Below are 12,980 nucleotides of genomic sequence, written 5' to 3'. Positions count from 1 at the left end.
GCGGAGCTTGCAGCAAGGTGGATTCAGGGGCTGTCGGCCCAGCCTGGGGGTGCTGCCGGGATGGGCGCGATGGCGAGGCGTGCATTCAGAAAGTCAGTGGAAATTAGGCGAATCGGGCTCGGAGGGGGGCGGTAGCTCCGCAGGGGCAGAACCCGATGGTAATGGGGGCAGTGGCAGTGGCGTGGCGATAGGGACAGAAATCGGTACGGTTTCAACCACGATGGGTTCTGCCGTGTGTGTGCGTGTGTCCGTGGCTGGCTGGGATGGTGCAGGGCGCGCTATACGATTGGGCGGGGGAGGGATTTTGGGGGGGTTCAGCGGATTGGCATCGCTGGCAGTGGCAGCGGGCACCTGGGCCAGTTTGCGTGCAGGCACAGGTCGCAGCGCTGTGGCAGCCCCCGTAGGACGGGGGGTAGCGCCCGCAGCCAAACGCTTTTTTTCTTCGCTGCTCAAGGCTTGGTAAGCCTCCCACTGCGCACGTTTGTTGTCGGGAGCCAGTTTGTTGGCGGTTGCGAAATTCAGACGCGCCTGGTTGCGCTGCTGCGCACTGAGATTGGCCCATTCGGTCATGCGCTCATGCAGCTTGGCTTGCTCGGGGGCAGGCAAACTGGCGAAACTTTGTGCCAACACCAGCCAACGGCGTTTTTGCAGCTCACTCAGAAAAGACCAGCGCTCTGCCAATGGGCGCAGCGCCAATTTTTGGGCCGCCGTGAGTTCCATCCAGCCGGGCCCAGAGGCGGGGACAGCAGCATCTGTGGGACGCATATCGTTGGTGGCTTGCTTGCTGGTCAGGGCCCCTACAGGCAGCACGGTGCCAGGGGCCATGCGTACTTGCTGCAAGACTTGCCAGCCACACAGGGTCAGCGCACCCAGCAGCACCAAGGCTGCGCAGATGCTGGGGCTAAAGCGGGAGGGGGCGGAGTCCAGTACGTGCATGCAGGCGTGCGCAGTTGTCAGTGGTTTTGTGTGCCGCCTGCTTTGAGGAATTGCACAAATCCAGGGTCTGCGTAGGCTGCGGGCGGCAAATCATCGGTGAGCAAGGCGGCATCCACTTCGGCTACTTCTGCCGTGCTGTATGCGTCTTGCGAAAAGTTGATGACCACCAGACCCACCATCAGTGCCATGGCCGGAACTGCGCCCAGCAGGGAGCGCCACCAGCCACTGCCACCGCCCAGCCAGCCCAGCGCGGCGCTGGCGCCTGTTTGCACCACTGTAGGTGCCGTCTGGTGTACTGGAACGGCTTTTTTGCGTTGGGCCAGTGCCTGTACGCGCGCCGCCCGCAGGCGCTCCGAAATATCGTGGGGTAGCTCTCCTGTGCTGTCGTCCAGGCGCGCAGCCAAGCGGCGTGCATAGACGTCGCAGGCAGATTCGTGGGGGTGCGATTGCAAAGTGTTCATGGTTCTATTCCTTTGGCCTTCAGGGCTTTGCTGAGGGCTTGGACGGCGCGAAAGCAATGGGTTTTGACACTGCCCTCAGAGCAACCCATGGCGGCTGCGGTTTCAGCCACGTCCATCTCTTCCCAATAACGCATCAAAAACGCCTCCCGTTGACGTGGAGGCAGTGCCTGGATTTCTATTTCAATATCGCGCAACGTTTGACTGCGCCGGGCCAGGTCTTCAGCGCTTTGAGCGCGCTCGCCATCGTCAGGCCCTGCCCATGCTTCCAGCAGGTCGAAGTCGCCGGCATCGTCACCGGGCGCTTCAAAGTCACTGAGGTGGGAAAACAGGGCGTTGTGCCTTTTTTGGCGCCTAAACCAGTCCAGCGTGCAGTTGGACAAAATGCGCTGAAACAGCATTGGCAGCTCGTTGGCGGGTTTGTCGCCGTAATGCTCCGACAGTTTCATCATGCTTTCCTGCACGATGTCCAAAGCCGCTTCCTCGTTGCGCACGTGGTAATACGAACGCTTGAACGCGCGTTTTTCCACGCTTTTAAGGAAATCGGAAAGTTCTTGTTCGGTAGCCAAGAGGTGTCGCTGAAAGAGGTCGTCTGGCGCGCGGCGGGCCTGGGGCGCACAAGCACAGGATTATCGCACCGGGATGGCTTTTTTTGGCGCCCGTCCCATATTCGTATGCTGCAGTGCGATAATCCGCGCCGTACATCAAAAAAGCAAACGGGTCACGGTCCGGCGGGGCACTCTTCTCGTCCATGGCCTTGGTCTCAAGTTCCAAGCCGGCTTCACAAGAGTTCGCGCAAGGAGCACCGAAGGTTTTTCGTTAGAGAAATTCACAAAGGTTCATCATGGAAATCACCAAAGCGGAAATCTCTTCCGCGGCTGCTGCTCAAAACGCATCCAATACCCCCGAGCTCATGGGCTCCGAGATTCTCGTCAAGTCGTTGCAGGCTGAAGGCGTGCAGTACATCTGGGGTTACCCCGGCGGCGCAGTCCTCTACATCTACGACGCCATTTATAAGCAAGACACCATCCAGCACGTGCTGGTGCGCCACGAGCAGGCAGCGGTGCATGCTGCCGATGGTTTTGCCCGCGCCACTGGCGAGGTGGGCGTGGCCCTGGTGACTTCTGGCCCCGGCCTGACCAACGCCGTCACCGGCATAGCCACCGCTTACAGCGACAGCATCCCGATGGTCATCATCTCGGGCCAGGTGGCCACGGCAGCCATTGGCTCCGATGCCTTCCAGGAGTGCGATACCGTGGGCATCACCCGCCCCATCGTCAAGCACAACTTCCTGGTCAAGGATGTGCGTGACATGGCCGACATCATGAAAAAAGCCTTCCACATTGCCCGCACTGGTCGCCCCGGCCCGGTGGTGGTGGATGTGCCCAAGGATGTGTCGTTCAACAAGACCGCCTACCATGGGTACCCGGAATCGGTCGCCATGCGCTCGTACAACCCGGTGCGCAAGGGGCACGGTGGCCAGATTCGCAAGGCACTGCAATTGCTGCTGAATGCCAAGCGCCCCTACATTTACACCGGCGGTGGTGTGTTGCTGGGCAATGCCTGCAACGAACTGCGCACGCTGGTCGATATGCTGGGCTACCCGGTCACGAATACCTTGATGGGGCTGGGTGCTTACCCCGCCACCGACAAGAAGTTCCTGGGCATGCTGGGCATGCACGGCACCGTCGAGGCCAACTACGCCATGCAGCATTGCGATGTGCTGTTGGCCGTGGGCGCCCGCTTTGACGACCGCGTGATTGGCAACCCCAAGCACTTTGCCTCGGTGGAGCGCAAGATCATCCATATTGATATCGACCCCTCCAGCATCGCCAAGCGCGTGAAGGTGGATGTGCCGATTGTGGGCGACGTGAAAGACGTGCTGACCGAACTGATCGCCATGATCAAGGAGGGCCAGCAGCGCCCTGATGCCCAGGCTCTGGGTGCCTGGTGGGACACCATCGAAGGCTGGCGCGTCAAGGATTGCCTGGCTTACGACCGCGCCAACACTGAGGTCATCAAGCCGCAAGCTGTGGTTGAAACCCTGTGGAACATGACCAAGGACGATGACTGCTACATCACCTCGGACGTGGGCCAGCACCAGATGTTTGCCGCGCAGTTCTACAAGTTCAACGAGCCGCGCCGCTGGATCAACTCGGGTGGCCTGGGCACCATGGGCGTGGGCCTGCCGTATGCGATGGGCATCAAGCTGGCCAAGCCGCAGGCCGATTGCTGGTGTATCACCGGCGAAGGCTCCATCCAGATGAACATCCAGGAGCTGTCCACCTGCCAGCAGTACGGTACGCACGTCAAAGTGATTTCGCTGAATAACCGCTACCTGGGCATGGTGCGCCAGTGGCAAGAGCTGATCTACCAAGGCCGCTACAGCCACAGCTACATGGATGCGCTGCCCAACTTCGTCAAACTGGCCGAGGCCTACGGCCACGTCGGCATGCTGATTGAGCGCCCTGAAGACGTGGAGCCCGCCCTGCGCGAAGCCCGTGCCATCAAGGACCGCACCGTGTTCATGGACTTCCGCACCGACCCGACCGAAAACGTCTGGCCCATGGTGGAGGCGGGCAAGGGCATTACCGAAATGCTGCTGGGTTCGGAAGAGCTTTAAGCTAAATCGGCCTCCAGCGCTTATCCAGTAAGCGCTAGCAGCTATCATTTTGATAGTTATTTTTTAGACGAATCTATTGCCTGCCAAGCCCGCTGTTTACCGGCAGCGGGGGAGGGCAGCAAAAAGAGGAATCCATTGCCATGAAACACATCATTGCCGTCCTGCTCGAAAACGAACCTGGCGCGCTGTCGCGCGTAGTGGGCCTGTTTTCGGCCCGTGGTTACAACATCGAGTCGCTGACCGTTGCGCCCACCGAAGACCCCTCGCTGTCGCGCATGACCATCCAGACCACTGGCTCGGATGACGTGATCGAACAGATCACCAAGCACCTCAACCGCCTGATCGAAGTGGTCAAGGTGGTCGATCTGACCGAAGGCGCCTACACCGAGCGCGAGCTGATGATGGTCAAGGTGCGCGCTGTGGGCAAGGAGCGCGAAGAGATGAAGCGCATGGCCGACATTTTCCGTGGCCGCATCATCGACGTGACCGACAAGAGCTACACCGTCGAATTGACCGGCGACCAGAGCAAAAACGATGCTTTCCTGCAAGCGCTGGACCGCACCGCCATTCTGGAAACCGTGCGCACCGGCGCCAGCGGCATTGGCCGTGGCGAGCGCATTCTGCGCGTGTGAGTTGTGCCTGTTTTGACTTTCCGTTTTTAACGATTTAACCCCCTGGAGCCAACATGAAAGTTTTCTACGATAAAGACTGTGACCTGAGCCTGATCAAGGGCAAGACCGTGGCCATCATCGGTTACGGCAGCCAAGGCCATGCCCACGCCCAGAACCTGAACGAAAGCGGCGTGAAAGTCGTGGTCGGTCTGCGCAAAGGTGGCGCTTCCTGGGACAAGGTCGCCAAGGCTGGCCTGACCGTGATGGAAGTCAACGATGCCGTCAAAGCCGCTGACCTGGTCATGATCCTCTTGCCCGATGAGAACATCCCCGAGGTGTACAACAACAACGTCGCCCCGAACATCAAGCAAGGCGCTACGCTGGCTTTTGCCCACGGCTTCAACGTGCACTACAACCAGGTGGTGCCCCGCGCCGATCTGGACGTGGTCATGGTCGCCCCCAAGGGCCCTGGCCACACCGTGCGTTCCGAATACCTCAAAGGCGGCGGCGTGCCCACGCTGATCGCGGTGTACCAGGACAAGTCCGGCAAGGCCCGTGACCTGGCCCTGTCCTACGCTTCGGCCAACGGCGGCGGCAAGGGCGGCATCATCGAAACCAACTTCAAGGAAGAAACCGAAACCGACCTGTTCGGCGAACAAGCCGTGCTGTGCGGCGGTGCCGTCGAGCTGGTGAAGATGGGTTTCGAGACCCTGACCGAAGCTGGCTACGCCCCTGAAATGGCCTACTTCGAATGCCTGCACGAGCTGAAGTTGATTGTTGACCTGATGTACGAAGGCGGCATTGCCAACATGAACTACTCCATCTCCAACAACGCGGAGTATGGCGAGTACGTGACCGGCACTGAAGTCATCAACGACAAATCGCGCGAAGCCATGCGCGCTGCCCTGAAGCGCATCCAGACCGGCGAATACGCCAAGATGTTCATCTTGGAAGGCAAGACCAACTACCCGAGCATGACGGCCCGCCGCCGCCTGAACGCCGAGCACCAGATCGAAGTGGTGGGCGAGAAGCTGCGCGCCATGATGCCCTGGATCGCCAAGAACAAGCTGGTAGACCAAACCCGCAACTGATCCGGGCCACTTGCTGTCCTGATTGCCAAAGGCCACTTCGGTGGCCTTTTTCATTGGCCGACGTGCCCTTGCGCGGCGCTACACTGCGATCTGCCTCCAGCGCCGACTGGTGGGTTAAGATACTATGATTTTTATAGCTGCTCGCGCACGATGGACGTGCGCTGGAGGTCAATTTGATGCATGACGGCAATGGAGCCAAAGACGTCCCTGAGGTTCTGGTGCGCAAGCGCCGCAAAGGGATTTACATCTTGCCCAACCTGTTCACCCTGGCGGCGCTGTTTGGGGGGTTTTATGCGATTGTCATGGCCGTCGACGGGCGTTTTGACATGGCTGCTATCGGTGTGTTTTGTGCCATGGTGCTCGACAGCCTCGATGGCCGCGTGGCCCGCATGACCAACACGCAAAGCGCTTTTGGCGAGCAAATGGACTCACTGTCCGATATGGTGTCTTTTGGCGCGGCGCCTGCGCTCATCGCTTACGTCTGGGCGCTCAAGGATTTGGGGCGCTGGGGCTGGATTGCTGCTTTTGTGTATTGCGCTTGTGCGGCGCTGCGTCTGGCGCGCTTCAACGTCAATACCGGGGTGGTGGACAAGCGTTACTTTCAGGGGTTGCCATCGCCGGCGGCGGCTGCGCTGGTGGCTGGTTTGATCTGGCTCATGAGCGAACTTGGCATGCACCGGGGGGCTGATGCCGCCTGGCTGACGTGGCGGCAGATTGCCTGGGTCATGTTTGGATTTACGTTGTACGCCGGCCTGACCATGGTGACCAATGTGCCGTTTTACAGCTTCAAAGATGTGCAGATGAAGAAAAGCGTGCCTTTTGTCGTGATTGTGCTGATCGCACTGGGTATTGCGGTGATCAACATCCATCCGCCGATTGCCTTGTTCGGGGTATTTGTGCTGTACGGCCTCAGTGGTTACGGCGTGTACGCCTGGCGCAAGGCCAAGGGGGTGCAAACCAGCGTCATCAGTACGTCCACGGATGAACCCGACGAGCGGGGGCTGCACAAGTAAGCAGTGCGGCACTGCAGCAACTGTGCTACATTGGAACGCATGAAAACGTTTGCTCTGGCCCTACTGCTATCTTCCTTCGGGCGGAGGCAGTAAGGCGCGTGCGCACACTTTTTCCTCAAAGGCCCGTATGCACCCGCAACGGGCCTTTTTGTTTTGGGCACCAGAATTTTTGACCTTGCGGGCAACCCGTTAACAAAACACCAGGAGAAAACACATGGCCGACCAATTGATCATTTTCGATACCACCTTGCGCGATGGCGAGCAGTCACCCGGTGCGTCGATGACCAAAGACGAGAAGTTGCGCATTGCCCGCCAGTTGGAACGCTTGAAGGTGGACGTGATCGAGGCAGGTTTTGCTGCCAGTTCCAACGGCGACTTTGATGCCGTGCAGTTGATTGCCAACCACATCAAGGATTCCACCATCTGCTCGCTGTCGCGCGCCAACGACCGCGACATTGCACGTGCTGCCGAGGCTTTGCAAGGTGCCAACCGGGCACGCATCCACACTTTCATTGCCACCTCGGCGTTGCACATGGAGAAAAAGCTGCGTATGACGCCCGAACAGGTGCTGGAGCAAGCCAAGCAATCGGTACGTTTTGCCCGCAACCTCTGTGGCGATATTGAGTTCAGCCCAGAAGATGGCTACCGCAGCGATCCGGATTTTTTGTGCCGCGTGATTGAGGCGGTGATTGCTGAAGGCGCCACTACCATCAACGTGCCCGACACGGTGGGTTACGCCGTTCCCGAGTTGTACGGCAATTTCATCAAAACTTTGCGTGAACGTGTGCCCAACAGCGACAAGGCCATCTGGTCGGTACATTGCCACAACGACTTGGGCATGGCGGTGGCCAACTCGTTGGCTGGGGTCAAGATTGGAGGTGCGCGCCAAATTGAATGCACGATCAATGGTCTGGGTGAGCGCGCTGGCAATTGCGCCCTGGAAGAAGTGGTCATGGCTGTCAAAACGCGGCGCGATTATTTCAACCTTGATCTGAATATTGACCCCCAGCACATCGTTGCTGCCAGCCGCATGGTCAGCCAGATCACCGGGTTTGTGGTGCAGCCCAACAAAGCGGTGGTGGGAGCCAACGCCTTTGCCCATGCCAGCGGTATTCACCAGGACGGCGTGCTCAAGGCGCGCGACACCTACGAAATCATGCGCGCCGAGGATGTGGGTTGGAGCAACAACAAGATTGTGCTGGGCAAGCTCAGCGGTCGCAATGCGTTCAAGCAGCGCTTGCAAGAGCTGGGGGTGAGTCTGGACAGCGAGGCTGAAATCAACTCTGCCTTCGCACGTTTCAAAGAGCTGGCCGATCGTAAAAGCGACATTTTTGACGAAGACATTCTGGCGTTGGTCAATGACGAGAGTGTGAGCGCGGAGAAGGAGCAGTACGGTTTTGTTTCGTTGTCGCAGCACAGCGAAACGGGCGAGATGCCGCACGCCTGTGTGGTTTTCACCGTGGGTGGTAAAGAGGTGAAAGCGGAGTCGGTTGGCAATGGGCCGGTGGATGCATCCCTCAAAGCCATTGAATCCCATGTGCAAAGCGGCGCCGAAATGGTGCTGTATTCGGTCAACGCTATCAGTGGCTCCACGGAGAGCCAAGGGGAAGTGACCGTGCGCTTGCAAAACAGCGGTCGGGTGGTCAATGGTGTGGGCGCTGATCCCGATATCGTGGTGGCCTCGGCCAAGGCTTACCTCAGTGCGCTCAATAAGCTGCACAGCAAGGCCGATCGTGTGGCCGCGCAGGGTTGAAAGCGCTTAGGTCACTACAGTAAGTGTCGTGTCAATCGGGGTTTCAGCCCTATAATTTGACACAATCGATTCAAAAGTCAGGTGAGGCATAAGCCTCACCTGACTTTTTGATTGCAATACATTGACACATTTTGCCGTTTGGAGACACGTCGTGATGCTCCGCCGTCCTAACGCAGTGCTGCGTTCTTTCTTTCAAGCGTTGACCATCGGTGTGCTGGGTTTGGCGATTTCGCTGCCCACTGCGCATGCGGCAGAGCGCAAAAAATCGCCTTCCAAAAAACAACAGGTCAGTTCTGCTGCGGCCAAGCAAGCCAAGCGCACGCCCGTGCGTGTGGTTGCGCGTAAAGCCGCTGTTGGTGTCAAGGCTTCGCGTGTTGCTGCGGCCAGTGCCAGAACCCCCGTGCGCGCGGTGGCTGCTGCGGCGGCGGTGGAGCCAGCCCGGCTTTCGTTTGGTGAGCTGGCAGGTTTGCACAAGGTCAGTGATCCGCTTGATCTCAAATCCAGTGTGGCCTTGGTGATTGATCAGGATACACACGAAGTTCTGCTCAGCAAAAACGACCATGCGGTCTTGCCCATTGCATCGCTGACCAAGCTCATGACGGGGTTGCTCATCATGCAAGCGCGTTTGTCGATGGATGAGCACATCACCATTACCCAGGATGACGTTGATACAGAAAAAGGCAGTCGGTCACGCCTGATGGTAGGAACTACGCTGACCCGTCGGGAGATGCTGCATCTTGCGCTGATGTCGAGTGAAAACCGTGCTGCCCATGCGCTGGGGCGCACCTATCCTGGCGGGTTGGCCGTATTTGTCAACCAGATGAATGCCAAGGCGCGCGCTTTGGGCATGATGGACACCCGTTTTGTGGAGCCTACCGGACTGTCCAGCAACAACCAGTCCAGTGCGCGTGATCTGGCTGTGCTGGTGAACGTTGCGCACAGCGATCCTATATTGCGTGAGTTTTCCACTTCGCCCGGCTACGAGGTGGCGGTGGGCAGCAGAACATTGCAATACAACAACACCAACCGTTTGGTAAAGAGCCCTTCGTGGGACATTGGCTTGCAGAAAACCGGCTATATCTCTGAGGCAGGACGTTGCCTGGTGATGCAGACGCAAATTTCCGGGCGCAAGCTGATCATGGTGTTCTTGGACTCTGCTGGAAAATTCAGCCGTCTGGGAGATGCTGAGCGAGTACGCAATTGGGTGGAGTCTATGCCCGCACTGCGCTCCACCGTGTCTCAAGCGCAGATGCGCAGCGCCAACTGACACAATACCAAAGCTGCGCTGTGCCGCAGCTTTGGTTTATCGCAATTGGGTGGGGGCGCCAGGGCCGGGATAGCCCAGTGCCAGTGAAATTTCGTTGGCTGTTGCCTGTAGTTTAGAGAGCCAGCCTTCGTCCAGCCTGTCTGCAGGGGCTGAGATCGAGAGTCCTGCCACCAGCTTGCCTTGGTCGTCGTAAACGCCCGCAGCCATACAACGAACACCCAGCTCAAGCTCCTCGTTGTCCCGGGCTACGCCATGTTGGCGTGCCTTGGCCAGTTCGCGCTCCAGTGTCGGCAATTGTGTGATGCTGTTGCGGGTGTGGCCTGCGAGGCCGGTGCGCATGGCGTAATTGCGCACATGTTGGGGGTCGTCTGCTGCCAGAAAAAGCTTGCCGGTGGAGGTCAGGTGCAGTGGTGCACGGCCACCAATGGCGCGCACCACCTGCATGCCAGATCGCTCGCTGTAAGCGCGTTCGACATAGATAATTTCATCGCCCTGGCGCATGCTCAGGTTAACGGGCTGCTGTATCAGTTTGTGCAGATCGCGCATGGGCGCCAGGGCCGCATCGCGCACGCTCAGCCGCGCTTTGACCAAATTGCCCAGTTCCAGCAGGCGCATGCCCAGTCGGTAGCTGCCGGCTTCCGGCCTGTCCACAAAGCGCCCTGTGGCCAAATCGTTGAGGATGCGGTGGGTGGTCGAGGGGTGCAGGCCTGTTCTTTCGCTGATTTCTTTCAGCGATACCGCTTCTTCCTTGGAGGCCAGCACATCGATCAGTGCAAAGATACGTTCAATGACCTGAACGCTGGGTTTATGGTGAATTCCGGGATCTGTTTTTTTCATGGGCAACGAACTCGCACAGCGTTCGTGCATTTTATAGAGTGAAATTGCATGGGGTGGGCTAAAAGCCGGTAGCGTGGGAAACCCGTTTCCATTGCTGCTGGTGCAGCACTTCATGCGGGAGGTAAGAGGCCTTGTAGCTCATTTTGGGGCTGGCCTGTATCCAGTAGCCCAGGTACACATGCGCCAGGCCCAGCGCACGCACCTGCTCAATTTGCCACAGCACGCCGTAGGTGCCATAGCTACAGTGGGTTTCAGGCTCGTAAAAGGTATAGACCGCAGACAGCCCGTCGTCCAGCAAATCAAGGATGGAAACCATTTTGAGGATGCCGTGAGGGTGGTTGTCGCTGGGCTGGCGAAACTCCACCAACCGTGTATTGACCCGGCTTTGCAATAAAAACTGCGTGTATTGGTCAATGCTGTCGTGGTCCATGCCGCCGCCTGCATGGCGACCGTTCTGGTAGCGCAGATACAGCTGGTAATGCTCTGGCACAAAGCAAGGGTTCATCACCCGGGTTTGCAAGATGTTGTGGCGTGCCCAGGCGCGCCGCTGGCTGCGGTCTGGTGTGAACTCTTGCGCCAATACGCGCAGCGGTGTGCAGGCATCACAGCCGTCGCAATAAGGACGGTACGTGAACATGCCACTGCGCCGAAAGCCCTGCTGTACCAGGCTGGTGAAGTTATCGCTGCACACCAGATGCCCTGGCGTTGCCACCTGTGAGCGGGCTTGGCGCTCCGGGAGGTAGCTGCACTGGTAGGGGGCGGTGGCGTAAAACTGGAGTTTTTGGGGGGGGAGGTCGTTGAGTTGCGTCATGCCGCAATGGCTTCAGGAGGCAAAAGCGCGTTCCAGTATACGGGGTCAAATTGCCACCGCAGTGGTGGCTGACTGCGCGTTTGCCGCACATGCTGCAAAAAGAGGTCGCGCGCAATTTCACGGGCGCCCAGAGACGCCAGATGCCGTGTGTTTTGCTGGCAATCGATGAGTGTGACGCCCTGCTGTCGGCACAGACACACCAGCGCGGCCAGCGCAATCTTGGAAGCATCGGTCTGGTGCGCGAACATGGATTCGCCAAATACTGCCCGGCCTATTCCCACGCAATACAACCCGCCCACCAAACGGCCATCGATCCAGGTTTCCACGCTGTGGGCATGGCCTGCGGCATGGAATGCGGCGTAAGCCTGGATAACGCCGGGAACAATCCAGGTGCCGTCCTGGCCTGGGCGAGCGGTGTTGGCACAGGCACGCATCACCTCCTCAAAGGCACTGTCCACGCGGATTTCGCAACCACGCTGGGCGCGAAACTTCAGCAGCGTGCGGCGCAAAGAGCGGTGCAATCGAAACTTCTGAGGGCGCAGCACCATACGCGGGTCGGGGCTCCACCATAAAACCGGCTGGCCTGGGCCAAACCACGGAAAAATCCCCTCGCTGTAGGCACGTTGCAGGTGTTCTGCATCCAGGTGCTGGCCCGCTGCGAGCAGGCCCGGTGCGGGATCTTCCGGGCCCCAGGCCAATGTGGCGGATGGAAACGGGTCTTGGGGCTCCAGCCAGTGCAGGTGGGGGGGCATTGATTTACCGGGTAGTCACAGCGCCTGCATTGTCTTTCAGAACGTGTCTGTCGGGGTGCAGGCTTGTGGGGTGCGGCTTGGCGGCTCGTTGCGCTGGAGGGTAATTCCGTGCCTGTGCCCAAGGCGGGCACCCTAAAATCCGTTGCGACGCAATCAATGAATGGGCCACTGCCCGAGGAGCCAGTAGTGCAAGACCCCCAAACGGTGCCCGTGACCAAAGCGGCGCAGCGTGTGATCAAGAAATACCCCAACCGCCGCCTCTACGACACCGCGACATCGACGTACATCACCTTGTCCCAGGTCAAGCAACTGGTCATGGAGCGCCAGCCGCTGGTGGTGCGCGATGCCAAAACTGGCGAAGACATCACGCGCAGCATCTTGCTGCAAATCATTCTGGAAGAGGAGGCCGGCGGCGCGCCACTGTTCACCGAGGCGGTGCTGGCCAACATCATCCGCGCCTATGGCCACGCCATGCAGGGCTTCATGGGCAACTACCTGGAAAAAAACGTGCAGGTCTTCACCGACATGCAAACCAAGTTGGCTGAGCAATCGCAAACCATGACCCCCGAAATCTGGGCCCAGTTCATGAGCGCGCAGTCGCCCATGCTGCAAGGTCTGATGGGCAACTACGCCGAGCAGTCGCGCAGTATGGTGACCCAGATGCAGGAAAAAATGCAAAAGCAAACCGAGCAGATGCTGGGTGTGCTGGGCCTCAAGCGCTGACCCTGCGCGTGCCCCGGGGGGCCAATGCTGGGACAATACGCCCATGATTGAAGCCCCCACTCCCACCAAAATACCCAAAATCGGGTTCGTGTCACTTGGATGCCC

General features: G+C 58.9%; 13 protein-coding genes. 7 read left to right on the top strand and 6 right to left on the bottom strand.

All coding sequences use genetic code 11. The features are described 5' to 3' along the window. Positions 1-93: 93 nt before the first annotated feature. The 3 genes from PHX69_RS10770 to PHX69_RS10760 are packed head-to-tail and all read right to left on the bottom strand — an operon-like array spanning position 94 to position 1,963. Positions 94-936: a DUF3106 domain-containing protein gene (locus PHX69_RS10770; RefSeq protein ID WP_288043697.1), complete on the bottom strand. Its 843-nt coding sequence runs from the start codon at positions 934-936 to the stop codon at positions 94-96. Positions 937-953: 17 nt separating this feature from the next. Next, positions 954-1,397 carry a DUF3619 family protein gene (locus PHX69_RS10765; protein ID WP_119012260.1) on the bottom strand — a complete coding sequence of 148 codons (444 nt, stop codon included), beginning with the start codon at positions 1,395-1,397 and terminating at the stop codon, positions 954-956. After that, the gene (locus tag PHX69_RS10760) at positions 1,394-1,963 is read right to left on the bottom strand and encodes an RNA polymerase sigma factor (protein WP_119012261.1); all 570 of its coding nucleotides are present in this window, start codon (positions 1,961-1,963) and stop codon (positions 1,394-1,396) included. Before PHX69_RS10760 ends, PHX69_RS10765 begins: the two co-directional genes overlap by 4 nt. A 275-nt stretch (positions 1,964-2,238) precedes the next feature. On the opposite strand from PHX69_RS10760, the gene PHX69_RS10755 reads away from it, so the two are divergent. The 6 genes from PHX69_RS10755 to pbpG all read left to right on the top strand — a co-directional run bounded on the left by PHX69_RS10755 (position 2,239) and on the right by pbpG (position 9,752). Beyond that, on the top strand, positions 2,239-4,017 hold the full coding sequence (locus PHX69_RS10755) for an acetolactate synthase 3 catalytic subunit (RefSeq protein WP_288043696.1): 1,779 nt from the start codon (positions 2,239-2,241) through the stop codon (positions 4,015-4,017). Positions 4,018-4,157: 140 nt separating this feature from the next. Further along, positions 4,158-4,649, top strand: coding sequence for an acetolactate synthase small subunit (gene ilvN / locus PHX69_RS10750; protein ID WP_119012263.1), 492 nt, complete (start codon positions 4,158-4,160; stop codon positions 4,647-4,649). 53 nt (positions 4,650-4,702) lie between these two features. Continuing rightward, positions 4,703-5,719, top strand: coding sequence for a ketol-acid reductoisomerase (gene ilvC, locus PHX69_RS10745; protein WP_119012264.1), 1,017 nt, complete (start codon positions 4,703-4,705; stop codon positions 5,717-5,719). Between the two features lie 176 nt (positions 5,720-5,895). After that, positions 5,896-6,732, top strand: coding sequence for a CDP-diacylglycerol--serine O-phosphatidyltransferase (pssA, locus tag PHX69_RS10740; protein ID WP_288043694.1), 837 nt, complete (start codon positions 5,896-5,898; stop codon positions 6,730-6,732). A 214-nt stretch (positions 6,733-6,946) separates the two neighbouring features. Further along, the gene (locus tag PHX69_RS10735) at positions 6,947-8,485 is read left to right on the top strand and encodes a 2-isopropylmalate synthase (RefSeq protein ID WP_119012266.1); all 1,539 of its coding nucleotides are present in this window, start codon (positions 6,947-6,949) and stop codon (positions 8,483-8,485) included. Between the two features lie 154 nt (positions 8,486-8,639). Further along, on the top strand, positions 8,640-9,752 hold the full coding sequence (pbpG, locus tag PHX69_RS10730) for a D-alanyl-D-alanine endopeptidase (RefSeq protein WP_119012267.1): 1,113 nt from the start codon (positions 8,640-8,642) through the stop codon (positions 9,750-9,752). A 36-nt stretch (positions 9,753-9,788) separates the two neighbouring features. Here the strand turns inward: pbpG and PHX69_RS10725 are convergent, their stop codons facing one another. The 3 genes from PHX69_RS10725 to aat are packed head-to-tail and all read right to left on the bottom strand — an operon-like array spanning position 9,789 to position 12,152. Next, complete coding sequence (locus PHX69_RS10725) at positions 9,789-10,589, bottom strand: IclR family transcriptional regulator (RefSeq protein ID WP_119012329.1); 801 nt, start codon at positions 10,587-10,589, stop codon at positions 9,789-9,791. A 58-nt stretch (positions 10,590-10,647) separates the two neighbouring features. Continuing rightward, complete coding sequence (locus PHX69_RS10720) at positions 10,648-11,400, bottom strand: arginyltransferase (protein WP_288043692.1); 753 nt, start codon at positions 11,398-11,400, stop codon at positions 10,648-10,650. Then, positions 11,397-12,152, bottom strand: a complete 756-nt coding sequence (aat, locus tag PHX69_RS10715) for a leucyl/phenylalanyl-tRNA--protein transferase (RefSeq protein WP_288043691.1) — start codon at positions 12,150-12,152, stop codon at positions 11,397-11,399. The genes PHX69_RS10720 and aat overlap by 4 nt, the downstream gene beginning before the upstream one ends. 156 nt (positions 12,153-12,308) lie before the next feature. Here aat and phaR point away from each other — a divergent pair, with 156 nt between their 5' ends. Continuing rightward, positions 12,309-12,875, top strand: a complete 567-nt coding sequence (gene phaR / locus PHX69_RS10710; RefSeq protein WP_119012270.1) for a polyhydroxyalkanoate synthesis repressor PhaR — start codon at positions 12,309-12,311, stop codon at positions 12,873-12,875. Positions 12,876-12,980 lie beyond the last annotated feature (105 nt).

This window comes from Simplicispira sp. (assembly GCF_028687295.1).
GTDB classification, from domain to species: domain Bacteria; phylum Pseudomonadota; class Gammaproteobacteria; order Burkholderiales; family Burkholderiaceae_C; genus Simplicispira; species Simplicispira metamorpha.
Note: the sequence above shows the minus strand (reverse complement) of the source record. Positions and strands in the feature narration are given on the sequence as shown.